The 25,126-nt window shown below is 67.9% G+C and carries 20 protein-coding genes and 2 tRNA genes; 11 read left to right on the top strand and 11 right to left on the bottom strand.

What is annotated here, in order from left to right:
* The first annotated feature begins 138 nt into the window (after positions 1 to 138).
* From gyrB to LVY72_RS17090, 6 genes are all read left to right on the top strand, one after another.
* Complete coding sequence (gene gyrB / locus LVY72_RS17115) at positions 139 to 2,184, top strand: DNA topoisomerase (ATP-hydrolyzing) subunit B (protein WP_237823131.1); 2,046 nt, start codon at positions 139 to 141, stop codon at positions 2,182 to 2,184.
* Between the two features lie 57 nt (positions 2,185 to 2,241).
* Entirely contained in the window at positions 2,242 to 4,920 is a 2,679-nt protein-coding gene (gene gyrA / locus LVY72_RS17110) for a DNA gyrase subunit A (protein WP_237823128.1), read from the top strand.
* On the top strand, positions 4,917 to 5,510 hold the full coding sequence (locus LVY72_RS17105; RefSeq protein ID WP_237823125.1) for a DUF3566 domain-containing protein: 594 nt from the start codon (positions 4,917 to 4,919) through the stop codon (positions 5,508 to 5,510). The genes gyrA and LVY72_RS17105 overlap by 4 nt, the downstream gene beginning before the upstream one ends.
* A gap of 177 nt (positions 5,511 to 5,687) precedes the next feature.
* Positions 5,688 to 5,761: transfer RNA gene (locus LVY72_RS17100), tRNA-Ile, on the top strand.
* 43 nt (positions 5,762 to 5,804) lie between these two features.
* On the top strand, positions 5,805 to 5,921 hold the full coding sequence (locus LVY72_RS17095; protein ID WP_237823122.1) for a DLW-39 family protein: 117 nt from the start codon (positions 5,805 to 5,807) through the stop codon (positions 5,919 to 5,921).
* 35 nt (positions 5,922 to 5,956) lie between these two features.
* A tRNA-Ala gene (locus LVY72_RS17090) sits at positions 5,957 to 6,029 on the top strand.
* A 93-nt stretch (positions 6,030 to 6,122) separates the two neighbouring features.
* On the opposite strand, the gene LVY72_RS17085 is transcribed toward LVY72_RS17090, so the two are convergent.
* From LVY72_RS17085 to LVY72_RS17075, 3 genes are all read right to left on the bottom strand, one after another.
* The gene (locus tag LVY72_RS17085) at positions 6,123 to 6,713 is read right to left on the bottom strand and encodes a hypothetical protein (protein WP_237823120.1); all 591 of its coding nucleotides are present in this window, start codon (positions 6,711 to 6,713) and stop codon (positions 6,123 to 6,125) included.
* 357 nt (positions 6,714 to 7,070) lie between these two features.
* Positions 7,071 to 7,571: a hypothetical protein gene (locus LVY72_RS17080; protein ID WP_237823117.1), complete on the bottom strand. Its 501-nt coding sequence runs from the start codon at positions 7,569 to 7,571 to the stop codon at positions 7,071 to 7,073.
* An 84-nt stretch (positions 7,572 to 7,655) separates the two neighbouring features.
* Complete coding sequence (locus LVY72_RS17075) at positions 7,656 to 8,660, bottom strand: IS481 family transposase (protein WP_237823114.1); 1,005 nt, start codon at positions 8,658 to 8,660, stop codon at positions 7,656 to 7,658.
* 177 nt (positions 8,661 to 8,837) lie between these two features.
* Here LVY72_RS17075 and LVY72_RS17070 point away from each other — a divergent pair, with 177 nt between their 5' ends.
* Positions 8,838 to 9,737, top strand: a complete 900-nt coding sequence (locus tag LVY72_RS17070; protein WP_237823111.1) for a DMT family transporter — start codon at positions 8,838 to 8,840, stop codon at positions 9,735 to 9,737.
* An 8-nt stretch (positions 9,738 to 9,745) separates the two neighbouring features.
* Here LVY72_RS17070 and LVY72_RS17065 read toward each other — a convergent pair whose 3' ends face one another.
* Positions 9,746 to 10,573 carry a glycosyltransferase family 2 protein gene (locus tag LVY72_RS17065; RefSeq protein ID WP_237823347.1) on the bottom strand — a complete coding sequence of 276 codons (828 nt, stop codon included), beginning with the start codon at positions 10,571 to 10,573 and terminating at the stop codon, positions 9,746 to 9,748.
* A gap of 144 nt (positions 10,574 to 10,717) precedes the next feature.
* Positions 10,718 to 11,647: a hypothetical protein gene (locus tag LVY72_RS17060; protein WP_237823108.1), complete on the bottom strand. Its 930-nt coding sequence runs from the start codon at positions 11,645 to 11,647 to the stop codon at positions 10,718 to 10,720.
* Positions 11,648 to 11,799: 152 nt separating this feature from the next.
* On the opposite strand from LVY72_RS17060, the gene LVY72_RS17055 reads away from it, so the two are divergent.
* The 3 genes from LVY72_RS17055 to LVY72_RS17045 all read left to right on the top strand — a co-directional run bounded on the left by LVY72_RS17055 (position 11,800) and on the right by LVY72_RS17045 (position 15,336).
* Positions 11,800 to 12,342: a peptidylprolyl isomerase gene (locus LVY72_RS17055; RefSeq protein ID WP_237823105.1), complete on the top strand. Its 543-nt coding sequence runs from the start codon at positions 11,800 to 11,802 to the stop codon at positions 12,340 to 12,342.
* 213 nt (positions 12,343 to 12,555) lie between these two features.
* The gene (locus tag LVY72_RS17050; protein ID WP_308190837.1) at positions 12,556 to 13,272 is read left to right on the top strand and encodes a rhomboid family intramembrane serine protease; all 717 of its coding nucleotides are present in this window, start codon (positions 12,556 to 12,558) and stop codon (positions 13,270 to 13,272) included.
* 870 nt (positions 13,273 to 14,142) lie between these two features.
* Positions 14,143 to 15,336, top strand: coding sequence for an NAD(P)-dependent malic enzyme (locus tag LVY72_RS17045; protein ID WP_237823099.1), 1,194 nt, complete (start codon positions 14,143 to 14,145; stop codon positions 15,334 to 15,336).
* 169 nt (positions 15,337 to 15,505) lie between these two features.
* Here the strand turns inward: LVY72_RS17045 and LVY72_RS17040 are convergent, their stop codons facing one another.
* On the bottom strand, positions 15,506 to 15,757 hold the full coding sequence (locus LVY72_RS17040; RefSeq protein WP_237823095.1) for a cell division protein CrgA: 252 nt from the start codon (positions 15,755 to 15,757) through the stop codon (positions 15,506 to 15,508).
* A gap of 424 nt (positions 15,758 to 16,181) precedes the next feature.
* Here LVY72_RS17040 and LVY72_RS17035 point away from each other — a divergent pair, with 424 nt between their 5' ends.
* Positions 16,182 to 16,826 (top strand): aminodeoxychorismate/anthranilate synthase component II, encoded by a 645-nt coding sequence (locus LVY72_RS17035; protein WP_237823091.1) that lies wholly within the window; start codon positions 16,182 to 16,184, stop codon positions 16,824 to 16,826.
* A gap of 18 nt (positions 16,827 to 16,844) precedes the next feature.
* On the opposite strand, the gene pknB is transcribed toward LVY72_RS17035, so the two are convergent.
* The 5 genes from pknB to LVY72_RS17010 are packed head-to-tail and all read right to left on the bottom strand — an operon-like array spanning position 16,845 to position 25,126.
* On the bottom strand, positions 16,845 to 18,767 hold the full coding sequence (pknB, locus tag LVY72_RS17030) for a Stk1 family PASTA domain-containing Ser/Thr kinase (protein WP_237823088.1): 1,923 nt from the start codon (positions 18,765 to 18,767) through the stop codon (positions 16,845 to 16,847).
* A gap of 33 nt (positions 18,768 to 18,800) precedes the next feature.
* Positions 18,801 to 20,636: a protein kinase domain-containing protein gene (locus tag LVY72_RS17025; RefSeq protein ID WP_237823085.1), complete on the bottom strand. Its 1,836-nt coding sequence runs from the start codon at positions 20,634 to 20,636 to the stop codon at positions 18,801 to 18,803.
* Positions 20,633 to 22,081: a peptidoglycan D,D-transpeptidase FtsI family protein gene (locus tag LVY72_RS17020; RefSeq protein WP_237823059.1), complete on the bottom strand. Its 1,449-nt coding sequence runs from the start codon at positions 22,079 to 22,081 to the stop codon at positions 20,633 to 20,635. Before LVY72_RS17020 ends, LVY72_RS17025 begins: the two co-directional genes overlap by 4 nt.
* Complete coding sequence (locus LVY72_RS17015) at positions 22,078 to 23,508, bottom strand: FtsW/RodA/SpoVE family cell cycle protein (protein WP_237823058.1); 1,431 nt, start codon at positions 23,506 to 23,508, stop codon at positions 22,078 to 22,080. Before LVY72_RS17015 ends, LVY72_RS17020 begins: the two co-directional genes overlap by 4 nt.
* Entirely contained in the window at positions 23,501 to 25,126 is a 1,626-nt protein-coding gene (locus LVY72_RS17010) for a PP2C family protein-serine/threonine phosphatase (protein WP_237823057.1), read from the bottom strand. The genes LVY72_RS17015 and LVY72_RS17010 overlap by 8 nt, the downstream gene beginning before the upstream one ends.

Below are 25,126 nucleotides of genomic sequence, written 5' to 3'. Positions count from 1 at the left end.
CTTCTCTGGCCTGTCAGGCGGTGTCCAGGCGGGATTGAGCCCCGCGGCACGGTAGAATTGAGCACGCAGCGCCTTCGTCCGGACGGGAGGGCGCTTCGGATGTAACACGGAATTGAGGAGTCGGCGGCAACTGTGGCTATGGACAACGAGCTTGAACCTGCCGGTGGAGACCCCCGCGGCAACGGCAAGGTTGGCGGGGAATACGGCGCCGGCGACATCACGGTCCTTGAAGGCCTTGAAGCCGTCCGCAAGCGCCCCGGCATGTACATCGGGTCCACCGGCCCGCGCGGCCTGCACCACCTGGTCTACGAGGTAGTCGACAACTCGGTCGACGAGGCGCTGGCCGGGTACTGCGACACCATCGATGTCACCCTGCTGGCGGACGGTGGCGTCCGGGTGACGGACAACGGCCGCGGCATCCCCGTGGACCTGCACCCGACCGAGGGCAAGCCCACCGTGGAGGTGGTCATGACCATCCTGCACGCCGGCGGCAAGTTCGGCGGCAGCGGCTACGCGGTCTCCGGCGGCCTGCACGGCGTGGGCATTTCGGTGGTCAACGCGCTGTCCCGCCGGGTCGAGACCGAGGTCCGCCGGCAGGGCTACGCCTGGTACCAGTCCTTCGCCAACGGCGGCCATCCGGTCGGCGAGCTGCGCCGCGGCGACGAAACCAGCGACACCGGTACCATCCAGACCTTCTGGGCGGACCCGGAGATCTTCGAGACCACCGAATTCGACTTTGAGACCCTGCGCGCCCGCTTCCAGCAGATGGCGTTCCTGAACAAGGGCCTGAAGATCATCCTGACGGACGAGCGCCGGCCGGTGGAGACCGAGGACGAGGACCTGGACTCTCCCGCGCCCGAGGCGGAGCCCGCGCCGGAGTACCGCCGGGTGGTCTACAAGTACGACAACGGCCTGCTCGACTACGTCAAGCACCTGAACTCCTCCAAGAAGGTGGAGGTCGTCCATCCCGAGGTGATCGCCTTCGAGTCCGAGGACAGCGAACGCCGGCTCTCGGTGGAGGTGGCGCTGCAGTGGACCACCTCGTACTCGGAAAGCGTCCACACCTACGCCAACACCATCAACACCCATGAGGGCGGCACCCACGAAGAGGGCTTCCGCGCCGCCATGACCACGTTGATCAACAAGTATGCGCGCGACAAGAACCTCCTGAAGGACAAGGAGGACAACCTCAGCGGCGAGGACATCCGCGAGGGTCTGACCGCGGTGATCTCGATGAAGCTGGGCGAACCCCAGTTCGAGGGGCAGACCAAGACCAAGCTGGGCAACTCCGAGGCCAAGGGCTTCGTCCAGCGGGTGGTCACCGACGAGCTCGGCGACTGGCTGGAGCGCAACCCGGGCCCCGCCCGCGACGTGATCCGCAAGTCCATCCAGGCCGCTGCGGCCCGGATGGCGGCCCGCAAGGCCCGCGAGTCCACCCGCCGCAAGGGGCTGCTGGAATCCGGCGGCATGCCCGGCAAGCTCAAGGACTGCTCCTCCAAGGACCCGTCCCGGTCCGAGATCTACATCGTGGAGGGTGATTCGGCCGGCGGTTCGGCGGTGCGCGGGCGCAACCCGGAGACCCAGGCCGTGCTGCCGCTGCGCGGCAAGATCCTGAACGTGGAGCGGGCGCGGCTGGACCGCGCCCTGGGCAACGCCGAGGTCCAGGCCATGATCACCGCCTTCGGCGCCGGCATCGGCGAGGATTTCGACGTCGACAAGGCCCGGTACCACAAGATCGTGCTGATGGCCGACGCCGACGTGGACGGCCAGCACATCACCACCCTGCTGCTGACCCTGCTCTTCCGTTACATGCGCCCGCTGATCGAGAGCGGCTACGTCTACCTCGCCCAGCCGCCGCTGTACCGGATCAAGTGGTCCAACCACGCCCATGACTACGTGTTCAGCGACCGGGAACGGGACGAGGTCATCCGCAAGGGCCTGGCCAACAACCAGCGCCTGCCCAAGGAAAACGGCATCCAGCGCTACAAGGGCCTGGGCGAGATGGACTACACGGAACTGTGGGACACCACCATGGACCCGGAGAACCGGACCCTGCTGCAGGTCACCATGGACGACGCCGCCGCGGCGGACCAGGTCTTCTCCGTGCTGATGGGCGAGGACGTGGAGTCGCGCCGCACGTTCATCCAGCAGAATGCCAAGGATGTCCGCTTCCTGGACATCTAGCCCGCACTGCCAGCCGCAGGCCGCATCGGCCAAGACGTATTTAGAAGGAACTGAACGATGAGCGACGAAGAGACGCCCGAGGTGCCCGAGGACCCGGCCGATGACGCAGTGCTGGAAGGCGGCGTGCTGACGGACCGCGTGGAGCAGGTGGACCTGCAGACCGAGATGCAGCGGTCCTACCTGGACTACGCGATGGCCGTGATCGTAGGCCGCGCCCTGCCGGATATCCGCGACGGGCTCAAGCCCGTGCACCGGCGCGTGCTGTACGCGATGTACGACGGCGGCTACCGCCCGGACCGGGCCTTCAACAAGTGCGCCCGCGTGGTCGGCGAGGTCATGGGCCAGTACCACCCGCACGGCGACTCGGCCATCTACGATGCGCTGGTGCGCCTGATCCAGGACTGGACCATGCGCTACCCGCTGGCCCTGGGCCAGGGCAACTTCGGCTCCCCCGGCAACGACGGCGCCGCGGCCCCGCGGTACACCGAAACCAAGATGGCCCCGCTGGCCATGGAGATGGTCCGGGACATCGACGAGGAAACCGTCGATTTCCAGGACAACTACGACGGCAAGAACCAGGAACCCACGGTCCTGCCGGCCCGGTTCCCGAACCTTCTGGTCAATGGCTCCTCCGGCATCGCCGTCGGCATGGCCACCAACATTCCGCCGCACAACCTGCGCGAGGTGGCCGACGGCGTCCAGTGGTACCTGAAGAACCCCGGGGCCACCCGCGAGGAACTGCTCGAGGCCCTGCTGCAGCGGATCAAGGGCCCGGACTTCCCCACCGGCGCCCAGATCCTCGGCCACAAGGGCATCGAGGACGCCTACCGGACCGGCCGCGGATCAATCACGATGCGCGCGGTGGTCAACGTCGAGGAACTCCAGGGCCGCACCTGCCTGGTGGTGACCGAGCTGCCCTACCAGGCCAACCCGGACAATCTGGCCATCAAGATCGCCGAACTGGTCAAGGACGGCAGGATCGGCGGCATCGCCGATATGCGCGACGAGACCTCCGGCCGTACCGGCCAGCGCCTGGTGATCGTGCTCAAGCGCGACGCGGTGGCCAAGGTGGTGCTGAACAACCTCTACAAGCACACCCAGCTGCAGGAAAACTTTGCGGCCAACATGCTGGCCCTCGTCGACGGCGTGCCTCGGACCCTGACCCTCGACGCCTTCGTGCGGCACTGGGTCACCCACCAGCTGGACGTCATCGTCCGCCGTACCCGGTACCGGCTGCGCAAGGCCGAGGAAGCGGCGCACATCCTGCGCGGCCTGCTCAAGGCGCTGGACGCCCTGGACGAGGTCATCGCGCTGATCCGGCGCTCCCCCACCGTGGAGGATGCGCGCAACGGGTTGATCGAGCTGCTGGACATCGACGAGATCCAGGCCCAGGCCATCCTGGACATGCAGCTGCGCCGGCTGGCCGCCCTGGAACGGCAGAAGATCCAGGACCAGCATGCCAAGCTTGAGACCGAGATCGCCGAGTACAACCGCATCCTGGCCTCGGACGAAGTCCAGCGTGGCATTGTCAGCGAGGAACTCGCCGAGATCACCGATCGGTACGGGGACGACCGCCGCACCCAGATCATGATGGGCTACGACGGGGACATGAGCGTCGAGGACCTCATCCCCGAAGAGGAAATGGTCGTCACGATCACGCGCGGCGGCTATGTCAAGCGCACCCGCAGCGACAACTACCGGTCCCAGCAGCGCGGCGGCAAGGGCATCAGGGGTGCCCAGCTGCGCGGTGACGACGTCGTCGAGCACTTCTTCGTCACCACCACCCACCATTGGCTGCTGTTCTTCACCAACCTCGGCCGGGTCTACCGGGCCAAGGCGTACGAACTGGCCGAAGCCGGCCGGGACGCCAAGGGGCAGCACGTGGCCAACCTGCTGGCCTTCCAGCCGGACGAACGCATCGCCCAGGTGCTGGACCTGCGCGACTACAACCAGGCCCCCTACCTGGTGCTGGCCACGCGCAACGGCCTGGTCAAGAAGACCCGGCTGGAGGACTACGACACGAACCGCTCCGCCGGCGTGATCGCGATCAACCTGCGCGAGGGCGACGAACTGGTCTCCGCGCAGCTGGTGTCCGAGACCGACGACCTGATGCTCGTCTCCCGGCACGGCCAGTCGCTGCGCTTCACCGCCACGGACGAGGCGCTGCGGCCGATGGGCCGGGCGACCTCCGGCGTGACCGGCATGAAGTTCCGCGACGACGACGAGTTGCTCGCCGCCGATGTGGTCACCGAGGGATCCTTCGTGTTCATCGTCACCGAAGGCGGCTACGCCAAGCGGACCGCCGAGGACGAGTACCGCGTGCAGGGCCGTGGCGGCCTGGGCATCAAGGTCGGCAAGTACCAGGAGGAACGCGGCCATCTGGTCGGGGCCCTGATCGTCCAGGACGAGGACGAGGTCCTGGTCGTCATGGAAGGCGGCAAGGTGGTCCGGTCCGCCGTGGCCGGTGTCCCGGCCAAGGGCCGCGACACGATGGGCGTCATCTTCGCCAAGCCGGACAAGAAGGACCGCATCATCGCCGTCGCCCGGAACACCGAGCGCAACCTGGGCGAGGAGGATGAGGAGACCGCCGACGGCGGTGCCGAACCCGACGCCGGGGCGGCTGCGGCGGGCCAGGATCCTACGCCGCAGCCGGTCGATGAAGTACCGTTGTCTTCAGCACCGCAGCAGCCGGCTGGGGCGGCGGCCCAGGCGCCGGATAACGGAGGTATCGAGTGAGTACACCCAACACACCGCGATCGGGTACGCGTCCGCAGCCGGCAACGGCACCGCGCAACGGGACGCAGCGCTCCGCCACGCCGGCCAAACCGACCCAGCGGCCGACGGCCGGCAGTTCCGGGGCCCGGAACGGGACGGCCCAGCGGCCGGCGCAGCCGGGGCAGCGTCCCGCCGCCCGTCCGGCCAACGGCAACTCCGGCCTGGTCAGGCCGGCCCCGAAAGCCAAGGCACGCCGCGCCCGGCTGCTGATCAGCAAGGTCGACCCCTGGTCCGTGCTGAAGATGGCCTTCCTGCTCTCCGTGGCCCTGGGCATCGTGACCGTGGTGGCCTCGATCGTGCTGTGGACCACGCTGGACATCACCGGCATCTTCAACCGCGTCAACGACCTGCTCAGCGAGATCGCCGGCTCCGAGGGCGGCGGCTTCGACCTGCGCAGCTACGCCTCGCTGGGACAGGTGGCCTCCTTCGCGACCATCATTGCGGTCGTCAACGTGGTCCTGCTGACGGCCTTGTCCATGCTGTGCGCCGTGCTCTACAACATCTCGGCCACCCTTGTCGGCGGCATCGGCGTCACCCTGACGGACGACTAAAGTCCGGAGCCTGCCCCGATCTTCGTTGCGGCACAGGCCCCTCCTGCCAACCGGCAGGAGGGGCCTGCCTGTATATGCGTCACGGCCGTGTTTGGGCGCACCGCCTGCCTTGAAGGCCCGATTTTGAAATGGGTCCCTCGGTGCGGTAGAGTCTTATCTCGGCCCGAACAGGGCAGGGGGCGTATAGCTCAGGCGGTTAGAGCGCTTCGCTGATAACGAAGAGGTCCCAGGTTCAAGTCCTGGTACGCCCACGGAATTCCTTGCCCGGTCTTCCACACGTCCTAGGAGGACATTGTGAAGAAGTTGCTCGTACTGGCTGCGGTAGTTGCCGGCGCGGCCATCTACAAGAAGTGGCAGGAATCTGAAGCGGAGAAATCCGCTTGGAGCAAGGCAACCGACATGGTTGACTAGTCCGCAGGTCCGCTCCGGACCGCGGAACCAAACCCGGGGGCATGGCGCAATTGGTAGCGCACCTGCTTTGCAAGCAGGGGGTTAGGGGTTCGAGTCCCCTTGCCTCCACCGGAAGAAGCCGGTCTGCTGGATGGTCCATCCAGCAGACCGGCTTTTGCATTTGTCCCGCCGGCCAAGGCGTGGGGCACGGGTTGTGCAGGCCTAGCCAACGGTGACGACTCCGGAGCCGTCGCCGGCCCCGGGGCAGGCGACGGCTCCGGTAGCGCTGGAGACTGCGGCTCTCCAGTGCCATTCGCCGCCCAACGGTGTGAGGATCCCGCCGGGCAGGTCGACGTGCACCAGATTGCCGGCGACGTGGACGACGTCCGCTGTCCGTGCCGCCACTGAGGCGCCGGAGGGGGTCCGGACCACAGCCTCGCTGGGCAGCCCGTCCGCCAGACTGACCTGCACGGTGAACTTCCCGGCGGCCGGTGTGTCCGCCGGATCGTGCCCGGCTCCGAAGGCCGACTCGAGCCGCAGGTTGCCGGCAACCGGTTTTACGAAGGTGAAGGCCAGGACCAGCTGTCCGTCCTGGGTGACCAGTGCAACCGAGGTAAGGCCCGTGCCGTCCTTTGCCGCTTCCGGGGTGGTGCAGGCACTGTAGAGGCCGGCGCCCGCCGTCAGACGCGAGGCCGGGGTGCCAGTGCCCGGCGCATCGGTGCGGGCGATCGGATCCTGCCCCGGGTGGCCGGATTCGGCGGGCGCCGAGCATCCGGCCAGGAAGGCCGACAGCGCCAGGACCACGGTTGCCACGGCTGGCCCCCGGCGCGGGCCGGGCGCGCGGGGGCGGAAGTACGGTTCAACCGTGGTGGAAGCGGCGGTCACGGTTTCTTCACGGTGACGGCCGTCCTGGACTCATCCAGGCCGACGCTGCCGTTCGCAGGGGTGCACGAACCGCGGAACTCCGCGTTGGACGACGCAGACTCGGTCATGGAACGCTCTTTTCCGATGGGGGATTTCCGATGTGACAACACCATGCAGGCACAGTGTTTCCACTGCTTCTTGCGAAAAGCTTGGGAAGGCGGCGCTTAATCGATCCGTGCCTTGTGTAGCCGGAAGACCTGTGCTTGACGGTTCTTCCGCCCTGGGCGGCCACGGCCCGGGGTCCGGTCAGGCGGCCGGTGGCAGCGGGTAGAACCATTCCCGGTCGGTGCCGTCCGGGTCACGCCAGGCCACGGTTACCGTCGCATCGGTGGTGAGGCGGTCCGGCGCAGCGGTGAAGGCCAGGGACTCCCCCGGTGCCACCGGACGGGCCTCCGCCGGAGTCCGGCCCGGCAGGCTCGCCGGCAGCCGGATACGGACGTCGGCGGCGGTCCCGGTCCCGGTATTGGTGAGTTCGTAGCCGGCGTCCCGCGGCGCCAACTGCCAGACCACCCGCGGCACCGGCTCAAACAGGACGGCCGGCCGCGAACCTGCCGCGCTGTCGGCAAGACGTTCCAGCGCGGAGATGATGCGCTGGGCGTTGTAGTCGCTCACCCGCCCGGCGGCCTCCGCCCGCAGGGCGCTGGCCGCCGCACTGCGGCTCTGCCGGCGGCTTTCGACGATGCTGAGCACCGCACTGACGACGATGCCGGCAGCCGCAACGTAGACGCCCAGAAACGGCGCATCCATTTCCGCCTCGCTTTCCCCGGCCCGGCAGCCGGTGCACCGATGCTACCGCCTCCCGTGCGGGGCAGGCGGCGAACGCTAGCTGTACTAGGCCGGTTGGTTGGTGACACGGCTGGCGGGCGCCTTTCCCTTCAGTGCCGTGTGGGGCCTGTGCTGATTGTAGTGTTCCAGGAAGCCCGGGTAGAGGGACCGGCGTTCGGTTTCCGAGCCGTAGGCCCGGGCGTAGGCCCATTCCTCCAGCAGGATGCGGTTGAAGCGTTCGACCTTGCCGTTGGTCTGGGGCCGGTAGGGACGGGTGCGGTAGTGCCTGACGCCTGCGTCGTGCAGCACCGCGGCGAAGTCCCGGGAGCGGTAGCAGGAGCCGTTGTCGGTCATGACGCGTTCGACCCGCACGCCCAGGGCCGTGAAGTGGGCCAAGGCGCGGGCCATGAATCCGGCGGCCGTTTCCTTCGTCTCGTCCCCGAGGATCTCCGAACACGCGTAGCGGGAGTGGTCGTCGAGGGCGTGGTGGATGAATCCGTAGCCGAGCTTCTGCCCGCGCAGGCGGCGTCCGGTCTGGGCCCGGTTGCGGCTGCGGCGGTTGTGTTCGCCTGCGGACCTGCCCAGCACCTTGTGCCCGCCGCCGTCGGGGATGGACCCGAGCTTCTTGATGTCCACGTGCAGCATCCCGCCGGGCGCCGGATACTCGTACCGGCGCACCTGGCGGCCGGAGCGGATCCGGGCGCCGCTGGCAGGGTCGGTGAACCGCAGCGGCGGGCAGCCGTACCGGGCCAGGATCCGCCGGACCGTGGAGGGCGCCAGGTGCAGGTGCCAGGCAATCCTGGCCGGCCCCCAGCGCCTGCTGGTGCGCAGCCCCACAGCGCGGCGTTCGGTGCGCCTGCCGGTTTGGTGGGGGCAGGAACGCGGCCTGCTGCTGTGCCCGGCCATCCCGGCCTCGCCGTGCTGCCGGTAGCGCCGGGCCCACCGCGCGGCAGTGGCGGTGGAGACACCGAAGCGTTCGGCGGCCCGGCGCAGCGGCCAGCCATCCTTCACGATGCATCGGGCCAGCCGCAGCCGGCCCGTTTCGGACAATGGAGAGTTAGGGTGGGACACGGGACCTCCCGGTGGGTGTGCAGGCCTTCGACAAGCTCCACACAACACCGGAGGTCCTCTTTAGTGCCTCATTTCCCGCCCCGTGTCACTAACCTCCCGGACCAGTACAGCTAGCGCCAAGCCGCCTCCCACCGCTCGCAAGCTCGCGGCGGGGCCCTCGGCGGCTAGGCTGGGCTGGTGAACTTCGTCCTCGCCACCGCCGGAGTACTGGGGATCTCGGCATCTGGCCCGATCATGGCCGCCACCGCCGCTCCCGCACTGGCCATCGCCTTCTGGCGCAACTGCCTGGGCGGCATCGTGATGGGAGTGCCGGCCGCGGTTTCCCGGCGCGGGGAACTGAAGCGGATGACGAGGGCGGACCGCACCTGGACCGCCGTGGCCGCGACGGCGCTGGCCCTGCACTTCGCCTGTTTCATCACCGCGCTGCAGCTGACCTCGGTGGCCGCGGCGACCGCCCTGGTCTGCCTGCAGTCTGCCTGGATTGTCGTCTTCAACCGTGTGCGCGGGATCCGGACCGCCCCGGCAGTGGCGGCCGGGCTGGGCTTGGCCTTGATGGGCGCAATGCTGATCTCAGGATTCGACCTGCGGCTGTCCCCCGCCGCAGTCACCGGAGACATCCTGGCGCTGCTGGGCGGGGCCCTCGCCGGGCTGTACACCATGGCCGGCGGGCGGGTGCGCCGCACGCTGTCCACGCAGAGCTACACGGGCCTGTGCTACGGGCTGTGTGCCGTCCTGCTGCTGGTGCTCTGCCTGGGCTTTGGCCAGCCCCTGGTGGGCTTCTCCACGGAGGCCTGGCTCGGCATCCTGGGCGTCACCCTGGCGGCCCAGCTCGTGGGGCATACCGCCTTGAACCACCTGCTGGCGGTGATCAGCCCGCTGGTGGTGTCCATGATCATCCTGCTGGAGATCCCCGGCGCGGCGTTGCTGGCCGCCTTGTTCCTGGGCGAAACCCTGCCCTGGGTGACCTACCTGGGCCTGGCCTTGATCCTGGCCGGGCTCGCCGTCGTCGTGCTGTTCCAGAACCGTGGCCGGGACACCGGCGGCAGCGGTGCCGAAGCGGCGTTGGGCACCGACTGAGCCGCGGCTCAGATGCCGCCGCGGCGGATCAACTGTCCGGTACGTACCTGGTGCACCTTGCGCAGCACCTTGGCCGGGTAGTAGACGCCCATGAAGATCAGCATCGGCACGCGCAGTACGCGCCGGTGGATCTTGTGGTTCCGGTAGGTCCGGTCAAAGCGTGTGACGTAGTACCGGTAATCTTTGGGCGAGTCCTCCAGCCGGCGCGCCGACATGCCGCTGATCATGCCGGGAAGGTACAGGATCTTCAGCGCATGGTCGGCCAGGTGCACCGACAGGTCGAGGTCTTCGTGCATCTCGTCCGCCTCGTCCCGGCACACCTCGGCCCGGATGGCCTCCCAGGCGTCCCGGCGGAGTGCCATGTTGGAACCGAACAGGAAGTGGTACTGCTTCCTGGCCAGCTTCAGCACAAAGCGGCGAATCCGGTCGTCGGCCCGCAGCCCGAAGCGGCGTAGCGGCATGTCGTAGTAGAGCACCGGGCCGGTGGCTGCCATGACCGTGGGATCGGCGAAACCGCGCTGGACCTGCTCCACCCAGTCCGGTTCCAGCACCGAATCCGCATCGATCCTGCCCAGCACATCTCCCGTGGCATGATCCAGTCCGTAATTGCGGGTGGGAATCAGGCCCTGTTCGGCGTCATGGGAGAGCAGGACGAGCGGTGCCTCCGGATATTCTTCCTGCATCAGGCCGACCAGCTCCGCCGTCCGGTCAGTGGACCGGTTGTCCACCACGATGATTTCCAGGGCCGGCACCGACTGGTAGAGGGCGGCAAGGATGCACTGGCGGATGACCGCCTCTTCGTTGTAGGCCGGAATCACGATCGAGACGCTTGGCATGGCAGGCTGCACGGGTTCAATCTAACAGCCAGCTTGCGGCCGAACCGTTAACGCACGGTGCCGAGCCGTTAAACACGTGGGGGCCCGTGATGACGGGCCCCCACGTGGTTCAAGGCAGCGGGGCGGGAACGCCCCTCATCGTCCTCAGACGGCGTCTTCGGCCGGGCCCTCCTTGCGAGAGTTCCTGCGCGTGGCAGGCTTCTCCGCATCGGCCTTCTCCGGGGCAACGTCGTCCAGTGCGGCTTCCGCCGCCGTCACATCCCCGGCTTTGCCGGTGTCCCCGGCCAGGTGCTTGCCGCTGCCGACGGTACCGGGCGCATCGGGGGCGGTGGCATCGGTGGCTGACTCGGCCGAGGCCTTGCCAGCGGCTTCCGCCGCCGGTGTGGCACCCGAGACCTGGGATGCTGCCTGCCCGGCTGCCGGAGCGGCAGACGCCTGACCGGCTGCGGACGTCGGGGTTGCGGCCGGCGTCGGGACCGCGGCCGGGGCCGGCGTCGGGACCGGGGTCTTCCACGGGTCCTCGACGGGGCGGGAGGCTCGCCAGGCGGCTACGCCGGCCGCGGCGGCGGCACCGACAATGCCGGCAATCAGCCAGCCCTTGCCCTTCTTGCCGGAGCGGGCAGCGTCAGCCTGTGCTTTGGCGGCCGCCGCGGCGGCCGCTGCGGTCTCGGCGGCCGTGGCCTTGTCCAGGCTGCGTGCGACGGTTTCGGCCGTGGCCCCCAGCTTGGTGGAAATCGTGGGGATGTAGTCACCCACCACCTTTTCCTTGGCCGTATTAAGGGCCGGTGTCGCCCGGTCCAAGGTGTCCTGGATCTTGGGGGTGGCATCGTCGATGAGACGGGCGATTTTCGGGGCGAGCTTTTCCAGTTCCAACTGGATCTTCGGGGTCACCGTGGTCACGCCCATCGACAGTTCGTGGGACGCCCGCCGGACGGCCTCCTGAACGCGCGGGGACGCGGCCTCGATCCCCTTCTCCGCCCACAGGTACGCCGCCTCCACCTTGGGACTCGCCCAGTCCTTGGCTGTGGTCATCGTGTTTCCCAAGTCGTAGTTCAGACGTTCATTCTTCTTCATAACTACCTCCCGTGCACGGCAACAGTCAGGTTCAGCCTACTTTGCGCGGCGGGGGGCTGCTACGCCGGTCCGCGAATATCCGCGATTTTCACTGAGCGCGGAACCGGCGGCGGCTGGCATTTCCGCCCCAGCTGCGTGGAACAATGGGTGCCATGACTGCAATTCCTACCGCCAAAGCGACCATCCATACGAACCACGGCGACATCGTCGTCAACCTCTTCGGCAACCACGCGCCGAAGACGGTGAAGAACTTTGTGGGCCTGGCCACCGGGGAAATCACCTGGAAGCACCCCGAAACCGGCGAGGAGACCAATGCGCCGCTGTACAACGGGGTCATCTTCCACCGGATCATCAAGGACTTCATGATCCAGGGCGGGGACCCGCTGGGCCAGGGCATCGGCGGACCGGGCTACCAGTTCGACGACGAAATCAACCCGGATCTGGACTTCACCGAGCCGTACAAGCTGGCCATGGCCAACGCCGGCATCCGCGGCGGCCGCGGCACCAACGGCTCCCAGTTCTTTATCACCACGACGCCCACCACCTGGCTCCAGGGTAAGCACACGATCTTCGGCGACGTATCGGACGAAGCCTCCCGCGCCGTCGTCGACAAGCTCAATTCGGTCGCCACGGACATGCGGGACAAGCCGCTTGAGGACGTGGTGATCCAGAGCATCACCGTCGAGCAGCTCTAGCCACAAGCACTATCCCCGCCCGGGCATCCGGGCGGGGATCTGTCTATCCACAGGAGTATCCAGATGTCGTTCGGCGCTCCGGCAGAGCCTGCACACACCGAAGCCCCCGTGTGCCCGCGGCACCCGGACCGAGTCTCCTATGTCCGCTGCCAGCGGTGCGGCAGGCCTGCCTGCCCGGAATGCCAGCGCAGCGCCGCGGTCGGCATCCAGTGCGTGGACTGTGTGAACGAGCTGGCTGCCAAAGTCAAGACGCCGCGGACGGCCTTCGGTGCCGCCACGTCCGGGCAGCCCGTGGTGACCGTCGGCATCATCATTACCTGCGTCGTGTTTTACATCCTGCAGTGGGTGGTGCCGGCCATCTCGGACTATCTGATCTACGCCCCCGTCTACACCTCCCAGCTGCCCGGTGTGCCGTTCGAGCCATGGCGGATGATTACCGCGGGATTCCTGCATTCGCAGGGCTTTGTGCTGCACATCGCCTTCAACATGTACGCCCTGTGGGTATTCGGCCAGGTACTTGAACCCCTGCTGGGCAGGGCACGGTTCATCACCGTCTACCTGCTGTCGATCTGGGGCGGGTCCGTGGCGGTACTGCTGCTGGGCCAGTGGAACCAGGGCGTGGTCGGTGCCTCCGGCGGCGTCTTCGGCCTGTTTGCCACGCTCTTCATCATCCAGCTGCAGCGCAAGCAGGACGTGCGTGGGATTCTTGTGCTGATCGCCATCAACGCGGCAGTGAGCCTGATGCCGGGGATCTCCTGGCAGGCACACCTGGGCGGACTCGTGGTGGGGGCGCTGGCTGCGGCAGTGATTGTCTATGCGCCCCGGGGAAGGAACCAGCAGAAGCTCCAGTGGGCTGGCCTGGGCGGGATCGCGGTGCTGCTGGCCGTGCTGACCTGGGCCGGCTCCATGCTCGTCTCCATTACTGGCTAACCGCCGGCGGCCCAGGCCCTGGAGAATCTGTCCCGGCCGGGACCGGAACCGTTCACCGTTGACGGGCCGGTACCGGCCTTTTATTTAACCTTTCACCACGAGTTTTCGCGGCTGTTTCACATTAAGGCTCCGGTTTTCCACAGGGGTTGTGCACAGTGTGGGAAACTTACAGGCCTGTCATCCGCTCCCATGACCACGCACTTCCGCATGCTGGCGGCGATTGGTGCGGTGAAAGACACACAGTTATCCACGCCTGTGGATAACTGTGTGCACAACTGTGGACCCGGGCAATTTGCAGACTTTGCTGCGTCTGTTGCCGGTGTGGGGCCGACAGATGTGGGCCGGGCGAAGCGGCGAACGAGTTTTCGCGGATTGACGGCCGGTTCAACGCACCTTTTCGGCGGTCCGACGGTTGAGGACGCCCGCCAGGCGCATGGACGTCGGGTTATCCACAGTGTTTATACACAGGGTGGATAACTTACATGCGTGTGATTTATCGTGCTTCGTCCGGAAACACGGGGATCGAGGGGTTTTTGCGTGATTCCGACTCCGAGTTGTACACACCTGTGGATAACTCTGTGAACATCTGTGCAAAGTTCGGCGTCCGCAAACCGGGCGACACAATTGCCGCCGATCAGGACACATGCCTGCGGCGAGGAGGGATTGTCCGGTAATTTAACGAGTCCGGGACCCGGTTCGACCAGCCGGGCACGTCGGATGGCCACCGGTTGGCCGCGCCGCGGTCGAGCAGGCCTGATTGTGCGCGGACCGGTCCTTTGTTGAACAGCACAGCCTGCAGCTGCCGGGCGGAGAAGACCTCTCCTGCTACGTGGCCGTATCTACGCCCTGTCCACGGGCCCCGATGTTGAAATGAGGAATGCTTTGACCGCCATAGCTGGCAATTCCAACTCCATTGAACTGACCGACGAGGAGATCTTCGCCGCGCATGAGGGCGGCAAGCTGCAGATCGGACTGACCGCACCGCTGGACGACAAGCGCGATCTGTCCATCGCCTACACCCCGGGGGTTGCCCAGGTCTCGCGGGCCATCAACCTGGACCCGGAGCTGGCCAAACGCTACACCTGGGCCTCGCGCCTGGTCGCGGTGGTTTCGGACGGCACCGCAGTGCTGGGCCTGGGGAACATCGGCGCCGCCGCGTCGCTGCCGGTGATGGAGGGCAAGGCAGCCCTGTTCAAGAAGTTCGGCGGGCTGGACTCGATCCCGCTGGTGCTCGAGACCACCGACGTGGACGAGATCGTCGAGACCCTGGTCCGGCTGCGCTCGAGCTTTGGGGCGGTCAACCTGGAGGATATCGCCGCCCCGCGCTGCTTCGAGCTCGAGGCGAAGCTGATCGAGGCCCTGGACATGCCGGTGATGCACGACGACCAGCACGGCACCGCCGTCGTGGTCCTGGCCGCGCTGACCAACGCCGCGAAGGTCATCGGCCGCGAGGCGGCCTCGCTCAAGGTGGTCATCTCCGGCGCCGGTGCCGCCGGCATCGCGGTGGCCGAGATCCTGCTGGCCGCCGGCATCACCGACGTGATCCTGCTCGATTCCCGCGGCATCATCCACACCGACCGCGGCGACCTGACCGAGATCAAGGCCGCCTACGCCGCACGCACCAACCCGCGCTCGATCACCGGCGGCACCACGCAGGCCCTGGACGGGGCGGACGTATTCATTGGCGTGTCCTCGGGCACCGTTCCGGAAGAAACGCTGGCAAAGATGTCCGCGGACGCGGTGATCTTCGCGCTGTCCAACCCGGACCCGGAAATCCACCCGGAGATCGCGCACAAATACGCCAAGGTCGTGGCTACCGGCCGGTCCGACTTTGCCAACCAGATCAACAATGTGCTGGCGTTCCCCGGCATCTTCCGCGGCGCCCTGGACGCCGGGGCACGGCGGATCACCCCCGCGATGAAGGTTGCCGCGGCCGAAGCAATCGCCGGCATCGCCGCGCAGGACGGGCTGCGCCCGGACTACATCATTCCCAGCCCGCTGGACGAGCGCGTGGCCCCCGCGGTCACCGCGGCCGTCATCGCCGCCGCGGCGGACGCCAAGTAGGGAGCGGCATTCCCGCCGCGGCCTTGGTGCCGCGGCGGGAATGCATGCGCGCCAGGATCCCACTCTCCGGGTCGTCGGTTCCCCGGGCTGAAGAACGGATTTATGACCCGCTATGACGCGGCGGGCCGTCGGGGATGATCAGGGCGTACGATGCATGCCTGCCGGCCGCCTAGGAGCGCCACCGTGTGGTCATCAGGAAGCCGACGATGGCGATGCCGAAGCCGATGAGGATGTTCCAGGAACCGGCAGCGGGAAGCGGCCAGACGCCCTGCGTGATGTAGAAGACGATGATCCACAGCAGACCAATGATCATCAGGCCGAACATGACCGGCTTGTACCAGACCGGATTCGGCTTGTAGTCCTTGGCTACCGTCTCCTGCGGCCGGCGCTCGGTCTTCTTGCGCGGCTTCGATTCGGGCACTGGTCCTCCTTGCACGGGGCATTGTCTCCCCGCCAGTCTATCCGCCGAGGGACCCGCGCCGAGCTTGCGAGGCGTGGGAGGCGGGTGGACGCTATCCGCCGAGGGACCCGCGCCGAGCTTGCGAGGCAAGAGAGCGGCCAGGGGTCCCCGGCGCGCGAAGCGTGTTGGGGTGGGCCGCGAACGGGGAGGCGGGTGGACGCTATCCGCCGAGGGACCCGCGCCGAGCCCACGTGGGAGTCAACCGCAGCCGCGGGCACCGGCCGCGCCACTAAGGCGGAATCTGCCATAGCCCTGTCGCATTTGCCCGGACCCGCCGCGGCGCGGAAGATTGTATGAGGCCCTGATGGCCGCAGCCCCGGGATCCGGCGGCCGCGACGTCGCCGGCCGGACTTATCCCCTTCCCGATTGGTGCCATCGACAAGCCATGAGCGACTCCATCCGTATCCTCGTCGTCGACAACTATGACAGCTTCGTCTACACGCTGGTGGGCTACCTGCAGCAGCTGGGTGCCGAAACCACGGTCGTGCGCAACGACGACGTGACGCTGGCCGAGGCGGTTGAGCTGGCGTCCGCGCGGGACGGCGTGCTCGTCTCCCCCGGCCCGGGCAACCCCGCGGAGGCGGGCATCTGCATTGACCTGATCCGCTGGTGCGGCGAACATGCCAAACCCATGCTCGGCGTCTGCCTGGGCCATCAGGCCCTGGCCGAGGCTTACGGCGGCACCGTGACTCATGCCCCGGAGCTGATGCACGGCAAAACCTCGCTGGTGAGCCACCACGGCGAAAAGGTCTTCGACGGCGTTCCCAACCCCTTCACCGCCACCCGCTACCATTCGCTGGCCGCCGTGCGGGAGACCATTCCGGCAGAGCTGGAGATCACCGCGGAGACCGCCGGCGGCGTGATCATGGGCCTGCAGCACCGGAGCGCACCGTTGTGGGGCGTGCAGTTCCACCCGGAGTCGGTGCTGACCGAGGGTGGCTACCTGATGCTGGGCAACTGGCTGGAGAGCCTCGGAATGGCCGGTGTGGCGGAGCGGGCGGCCAAGCTGAGCCCGCTGATTACCAAGTAGCCCTCTGCGGCGGCGTCGTTACTGGCCGCCGTCGCCCCCGCCGCCCTGTGACGGCGAGGTGGAGGAGGTCGGGCGGGAATCCTTGGCCTTTTCCTTCTTGCCCTTCTTCTCCTCGGGCGCAACTGCCACCGTGATGGTAATCAGCGTGCCCTGCTCGACGTCGCTTCCCGCGGTCTGGCTTTGCGCGGTCACAGTGCCGGGTTCCACCACGGAATTTTCCACCGTCTGCACCGTGTACGGAAGTGCCACAGCAGGATCTTCCAGCAGTTTGATGGCGTCCTGTTCGGACTTGTCCAGCAGTTGCGGCACGGTGACCTTGCCGTTGGAGATCATCAGGTCCACGGTGGATCCGGTGCGGACCTGCTGCCCGGGTGCAGGATCGAGCGATACGACGCTGCCCGGGGGCAGGTCGGCACTGTTGGCCGGCTCGGAGGTGCCAGGTACCAGGCCGAGCTGGCGCAGCCGGTCGCGTACCTCCCCCTCGGTCTTGCCGCCGAGGTCCTTGGGCAGGGTGATGAACTCGCGTCCGCGCGAAATGTAGATGTTGACGTTGCTGCCCACGGCAGCCTGCTCGCCGGTGCCAGGCTGCGAACGGATGGCCGTGCCGGAGTCGACGTCGTCGCTGTATTCCTGGACGGTCATCGGCCGCAGTCCGGCGTCCCAAATGGCATTGGACGCCTGGGTCTGGTCCATCCCGGCCACTGCCGGGACTGCCACCAGCTGCGGCCGGGCGTTCGCCTGGATCACATTGACGAGGAAGAAGGCGCCCGCCCCGAGCACCAGGAACAGGGCCACGATCAGCGTCACAATCCAGGCTCGCCGCCGGGTCCGCCGGGCGTCGTCGAAGTCCTCGCCGCTGCGGGGGAACGAGGCCTGCTGCAGCGAGCCGGTGTCCGTCTCCGGGTCCGTCGCGGCCGCGTAGGGATCCTCGTCATCCTCCCCGTCCACATAGTCGTCCGGCTGGGTCTGCTCCGCCACCGGGCTCCAGGGGCGGGACGCCGCCAGGACAGCGGGACCGGAGGTGCCGAGCGGCGTGGTGGCCGGCGGCTGGGCGGGCATCGCCTGGGTTGCTCCGGCGTCGGCGTCCGGCACCGGCATCCCGGTGCGGGCGGCGCGCAGGGCCGAGCTGAAAGCCGCGGCGTCCTGGAACCGGTCGGCCTTGTCCTTCTGCAGGGCCCGGGCCAGCACCGAATCCAGCGCGGAGCTGACCTGGGGGTTGTGCCGGCTCGGCGGGTCGGGCAGTTCGCGCACATGCTGGTAGGCCACCGACACCGGGCTGTCGCCGACGAACGGGGGCCGGCCGGCCAGCATTTCGTACAGCAGGCAGGCGGCCGAATACAGGTCGCTGCGGGCGTCCACGGCCTCGCCCCGGGCCTGTTCCGGTGAGAGGTACTGGGCGGTGCCCAGGATGGCCTGGGTCTGGGTCATCGTGGCGGCCGAGTCGGCCAGTGCCCGGGCGATGCCGAAGTCCATGACCTTCACGTCCCCGCGCGGGGTCACCATCACGTTGGCGGGCTTGATGTCCCGGTGGACGATGCCCGAGCGGTGGCTGTATTCGAGCGCGGACAGGATCCCGAGCGCGTAGTCCACCGCCTGGTCGCCAGTCACGTCGCCGGACCGGATCAGTTCACGCAGCGTGTGGCCGCTGACGTATTCCATCACGATGAACGGCGCGGTGATGTCGTAGCCGCCCGGGACCTCGTGCTCGCCGGTGTCGTAGACGGCCACGATCGCCGGATGGTTCAGCCCGGCCACGGCCTGGGCTTCGCGGCGGAAGCGCGACTGGAACATTGGGTCGCGGGCCAGATCCGGACGCAGCTGCTTGATCGCCACGGACCGCCCTAGCCGGGTGTCACGGCCGAGGTAGACATCGGCCATACCACCGCGGCCGATCAGTTCGCCCACTTCGTAACGCCCGTTGAGGACCTGCGGCGAGTTCACAGGCTGCGCTCCTTCCACGATGTCGTTACTTGGTTAGCCGTTGCCGGGCGGGGTCTTGCCGGGGCCGTCGGTGGGCTTGCCGGTCTGCGTCGGTTCGGCCGGTGCCGTCGGTTCTGCCGGCGGTGTGCTTGACTGCTCCTCCGGTCCGGACGAGACAACGTAGCCCACGGTGGCGCCGGGTTGAACCTCGCTACCCTCCCCCGGTTCCAGCCGGATGACCGTGCCGACCGGGGAATCGTCGGGTTCCGCGCCGAGGTTCTGCGGCTGGAGCCCGGCCCTGTACAGGGCGGCCTGCACGCGGCCTTCGTTGGCGCCGACGAGCCCGCCCGGGACGGTGACCGTGCCGGGACCCTCGGAGTAGGTGACGGTAATGGTCGCGCCCTCCTCGACCTGTCCCCGCGGGTTGATGTTCAGGACCAGGCCTTCGGCGGCCTGGTCCTGAACCGCGCGGCCCTTGACCTGGAAGCCCAGAGACTCGAGTTCGGCCTTGACGTCGTTGTACGGCCGGCCCTGGTAGGTGGCGGCGGCCAGTTCGATCGTCTTGGTCTGCGGGGTCTGTTCGGCGGTTTGGGTCTGCTCCGGGGTGGAGCTCGTGAAGGTCGCGCGCGGCGAGGCGCTGGTGCTGCGCGCCGGCGTCGAGGCGGGATTGCTGCCGCCCAGCGGGATGAGGGTGGGCAGCAGCCAGGCCCCCAGCACGGCGAAGACGACGAGCAGGATGAGCCCGACCAGCGGCCAGGTCCAGGGGCTGCGGCCGCGGCGGCGCGGCTGGGCCGGCGGCCGCGGCGGGGGCGCCTGCGCTTCGTCGACGTCGTCATCGCTCCAGGCGCGCTCGGCGGCCAGCGACTTGGCGCCGTCGTCGTCCGTGGCAGGGATCAGCGGCAGCTGGGAGGTGCCGGGGCTCATGGCCCGGGTGGCGGTGGCCTGGGCGCCGAAGGCCTGCGTGCGCTCCTCCCGCGGCACGGTTTGCGTCACGGCGGTCATCGCCCCGGTGGGCGCTTCACCGCCGCCGAACAGGAGCATGCCTGGGACGGCCGCCTCGGCGGCCCGGACGTCGCCGGAGCGGATCGCATCGGCGGCCTCGGCCAGCTTCTCGGCCGTGGCCGGGCGGTCCGCCGGATCCTTGGACAGCATGGACATCACCAGGGCACGGACCGAATGCGGCAGGGACTCGGGCAGCGGCGGCGGGGTGTCGTTGACCTGGGCCAGGGCGATGGCGATCTGCGACTCCCCCGAGAACGGCCGGGTACCGGAGAGGCACTCGTAGGCAATGACGCCCAGGGAGTAGATATCGCTCTGCCCGGTGGCCGTCTGCCCGGTGGCCTGCTCGGGCGCCAGGTACTGGGCGGTGCCCATCACCTGTCCGGTGGCCGTCAGCGGCACCTGGTCCGCCAGCCGGGCAATGCCGAAGTCGGTGATCTTGACCCGGCCCTCCGGGGTAATCAGCAGGTTCCCCGGCTTCACGTCACGGTGCACCAGTCCCTGCTGGTGGGCGATTTCCAGCGCCCGTGCGGTCTGCGCGACCAGCGACATCGTCCGGTCCGGGGACAGCACGCGTTCACGTTCGATAATCGCCGAGAGCGGCTGGCCCGGCACCAGCTCCATGACCAGGTAGGCCGAGCCGGCTTCCTCGCCATAGTCGAAGACATTGGCGATGCCGTTGTGGTTCAGCAGCGCCGTGTGGCGGGCTTCGGCACGGAAGCGGTTCAGGAAGCCCGGGTCGCCGGTGTACTCCTCCTTGAGGATCTTGATGGCGATGATGCGGCCCAGCACCTGGTCCCGGGCCTTCCAGACCTCGCCCATGCCGCCGATGGCGATACGGTCGGTGAGCTGGTATCTGCCGCCTAATGTGATACCCGATGTAGGCCTCACTTATTCAACACCGCCTCCAGGAGTTGCTTAGCGTTCGGACTGGTCAGTTGGGAGCCGGTGGGAAGATCGACATCCTGGATCACGATGGAGACCACCGCTTGGGGGTTATCGGCCGGCGCGAAGCCGGTGAACCACGAGTTGTTGCCGGCACTGCCGGCCAGCAGTTCGGCGGTGCCGGTCTTGCCCGCCACCTGCACGCCCGGAATGGCCGCGTTGCGCGCGATGCCGCGGTCCACAGCGTTGACCATCCACTGGGAGATCTGCCGGGCATGGTCAGCGGACAGCGACTGCTGCAGCTGCTCGGGCTTCGGGCTCTGCAGCACGCGCAGGTCCGGGGCCCGCACGGTGCGGATCAGGTTCGGCTTCATCAGCTTGCCGTCGTTGGCGATGGCGCTGGTCATCATCGCCACCTGCAGCGGGGTGACCCGCACGTCGTACTGGCCGATCGCCGCCTGGGCCAGCAGGTCCTTGCTCATGCCGGTCGGGAACTGGCTGGCGGTCACATTGACTGGAATGTTGAAGGACTGGCCGAAGCCGAACTTCTCCGCCTGCTTCGCGATGGCGTCCTCGCCCAGGTCCCAGGCAATCTGCGCGAACGGGGTGTTGCAGGACTGCTCCAGGGCGAAGGAGAAGTCTGCCTTCGTCCGGGCGCTGCAGCCGCCGTTGACATAGTTGGGCAGCGATACGTTGGTGCCCGGCAGCTTCAGTTCCGCCGGATTGTCCAGCACGCTGTCGGCGTTGTACTTGCCCGATTCCAAGGCGGCCGCGGTGTCGACCAGCTTGAAGACCGAGCCCGGTGCCACCAGGGACTCGGTGGCCGGGTTCAGGAACGGGGAGAGCCCGGGTACCTCCTCGAGGTTGGCCATGTTGGACACGACCTTTTCGGAACTGTGGCCCGCCAGCTTGTTCGGATCGAAGCTGGGCTTGGACACCATGGCCAGGATGTTTCCGGTCTTCGGCTCCATCACCACGATGGATCCCTTGACTCCGTCCGGCAGCAGGTCCCAGGCCAGCTGCTGCAGCTTGGGGTCGATGGTCAGCTCGACGGAGGCACCCTCGACCTGCGCACCGGAGAAGAGCCTGACGATCCGGTCGTAGAGCAGTTCGTTGCCGCTGCCGGAGAGCTGGTCGTTCATCGCCGATTCGAGCTGGGTGGCGCCGTAGACCAAGGAGTAGAAGCCGGTCAGCGGGGCGTACAGCTCGGCGTCGGTGTATTTGCGCTGGAACGCAAAGCCGTCGGAGGACGGCACGGACTCGGCGATCGGGTCCCCGCCGACCAGGATGGCGCCGCGGTTGATGTCGAAGTCCTTGTAGAGGGTGCGGCTGTTCCAGTCGTTGGCATTGAGGTTGTCGGCCTGGAAGAACTGGACCACCGTCAGCGCGCCAAAGAGCAGCGCAAACATGGCCACGGCCACCATCCAGGTGCTGCGGATTGCCTGGTTCATCGCTGTTCACCCTCTCCTGCTCCGGCTGCCAGCCGCGCCTGTTCGCTGTCCCGCCGCCGGCCTGGCCGCCCGGCCGGCGGGTGGGTTCCGGCCAGGCCGGCCGGCGGTGCGGGCCGCCGGGCCGCATGCGAAATCAGCAGCAGCAGGGCCACGATCAGCCAGTTGGCCAGCAGCGAGGAACCACCCGCGGCCATGAACGGCGTCGTCAGGCCGGTGAGCGGAATCAGGCGGGTCACCCCGCCGATCACCACGAAGCACTGCAGGGCCAGGGTGAAGGACAGACCGGTCGCCAGCAGCTTGCCGAAGGCGTCGCGGGTGCCCAGCGCGGTCCGGATGCCCCGCGAGACCAGCAGCAGGTAGAGCAGGACGATGGCTGAAACACCGATCAGGCCCAGTTCCTCGCCCAGCGCGGTGATGATCATGTCGCTGTTGGCAAACGTGACCAGGTCCGGCCGGCCCTGTCCGAGGCCGGTACCGGTCAGCCCGCCGCTGGCCAGGCCGAAGAGGCCTTGGACGATCTGGTGGCTGCCACCGGCCCGGTTGTACACGTCGGGGTCGAAGGCGTTGAGCCAGCCGTCGATCCGGGCGGTCACGTGCGGGAAGAGCTTGAACGCCATGAAGCCGCCGACCGCGATCATGACCAGGCCGATCAGCACCCAGCTGACCCGGCTGGTGGCCACGTAGATCATGGCCATGAACATGCCGAAGAAGAGGATGGCGGAGCCGAGGTCGCGCTGGAAGATGAGCACGCCGATGCTGACCAGCCAGGCCGCCAGCATCGGTCCCATGTCGCGCCAGCGCGGCAGCTGCAGCGGGCCGATCTTCTTGCCTGCCAGCAGGATCAGGTCCCGGTTGGTAGATAGATACCCCGCAAAGAATATAGCGAGGGTGATCTTGGCGATCTCGCCGGGCTGGAAGGTGGCGAAGCCGAGGTTTACCCAGATCCGCGCCCCGTTGAGCTCCATACCGACGCCGGGCAACAGCGGCAGGATCAGCAGCGCCGCGCTGATGATCAGCGATATATACGTGAACCGGCGCAGTACCCGGTGGTCCTTCAGCAGCAAAATCACCGCGATGGCGACGGCAGCGGCGATCCCGGTCCACATCAACTGGCGGGCGGCCGCGGTGGTCGGCGGGTCCATCGCGACGTCGAGCCGCTGGATCATGGCCAGCCCGAGGCCGTTCAGCACGGCCACGATCGGAAGCATTACCGGATCGGCATATTTCGCGCGGAAGCGCAGGACCACATGGACTGCGAGAACCAGGATGGCCAGGGTCAGGCTCTGGACATAGAAGTCCCGGCTGAAGCCCTTGTCCTGGTCCAGGCCGGCCAGGGCATTGGCGCCCACACCTACGGCAAGGGCCAGGATCAGCAGCAGCAGCTCCGCATTGCGGCGCGACTTGGGGGTGGTCAGGATGTCACTCATTGGAAGCACCTAGGCATTCGGGCGGTACGGCGGCGGCGGACTGCCCGGGGGTGGCCGGACGGGTGCCGGTAGCCGTGGCAGCCGCGGTCGGCTTGGATGTCGCCGTGGGCTTGGCCGTCGCCGTGGGCTTGGCCGTGGCCGGCGCCGTGCCGGTGGCGGCCGGTTTGCTGGCTGTTGCGGAGGCGGTGCCGGGAGCTGCCGTCGGCGACGGCGGGCAGACCTGGCTGGAGACGCGCAGTTCCTCCACTATTTGTTCGGCGTGGCCCAGGTCCCGCGCGGCCAAGCCGGAAGTCAGGCGCTGCTGGGTATAAGCGGGCAGGCTCTGCAGTGGGATGTTGTATACCTTGTCGACGTGTGAGAGCGGGAGAGGGCCGAGGTTCTGCGAGACGCCGTTGAAGATCGCGACGCGCCCGTCCACCTGGCTGACGTAGTACTGGGTTTGCGTCCAGAGGTAGCCGAACCACATGACCGTCGCCAGCAGCAGCGCCATGACCGCGAGGAAGGCCGGAACCAGCCAGCGGCGGCGCCTCGGCGCAACCGGTGCAGCCTCGCCCTCGCCCGGTTCCCGTTCCGGGGCCTTGTGGGTGAGCAGGGCGGCGGCGCGGCGTTCGTTCGTTCGTTTGGTGACAATGGGAATCTGCCCGGTCTCGGTGGCCAGGGCGGCGGCGCCGACGAGCACGTGCGGCCGGGTAGACAGGTCGCCGCGGATGGCGGCCGCGCGGAACTGTTCCTCCTCGGACTCCTCGGGTGCCTCGACCAAGACTGGATCGGCGGCCGCAGGCACCACCCCATCCGCCCGCTGGGCTGCGGTGGCTGCCGGTGCAGGCTTGGAAGCGGTGATGACCGGTTCGGCCGGTTCCGCTGCCACCGCGACCGGGGCGGTGGTGGGCGTTGCTTCCGCCTCGGCCACCTCGATGGCCACCACCGTGACGTTGTCCGGGGCACCGCCGTTGAGGGTCAGCTCCACGAGTTTGTCCACGGTGTCCTGCAGGCTGGCCGAGTGGCGCATCACCTGTCCGATGACATGGTCGGGGACAACGGCGTCCAGGCCGTCCGAGCAGAGCAGCCAGCGTTCGCCTTCCTCGGCGGGATGGGTGGCCAGGTCCAGTTCCGGGCTGGCGTCGACATCGCCGAGCACGCGCATCAAGACATTGCGGTGCGGATGGACGGCGGCCTCTTCGGGGCGCAGGCGGCCCTCGTCGATCAGGCGCTGGACAAACGTGTGGTCCCGGCTGACCTGTTCGAAGACGCCGTTCTTCAGCCGGTAGGCGCGGGAATCCCCGATGTGTGCGAATTCGAAGACGTCGTCGTGCAGCAGCAGCGCGGTGACCGTGGTGCCCATCCCGGCCAGCTTCGGGCTGGTCTTGACCAGTTCGGAGAGGATGGAATTGGCCGCCTGGATTTCGTCCGCCAGGACGTTGGCCGGATCCTCATGCTCGGGCTTGTCCAGATGGACCAGATCCAGCACGGTGGACGCGGAGGCGACGTCGCCGCCGGCGTGGCCCCCCATGCCGTCGGCGACGACGGCAAGGTGCTGCCCCGCATAGGCCGAATCATCATTTTTGGAACGTGCCTTGCCGACATCCGACCGCGCCGCGTAGCGCAGGATCAATGTCAT

The organism is Arthrobacter hankyongi (assembly GCF_022012395.1).
In the GTDB taxonomy this organism is placed as follows: Bacteria; Actinomycetota; Actinomycetes; order Actinomycetales; family Micrococcaceae; genus Crystallibacter; species Crystallibacter hankyongi.
Note: the sequence above shows the minus strand (reverse complement) of the source record. Positions and strands in the feature narration are given on the sequence as shown.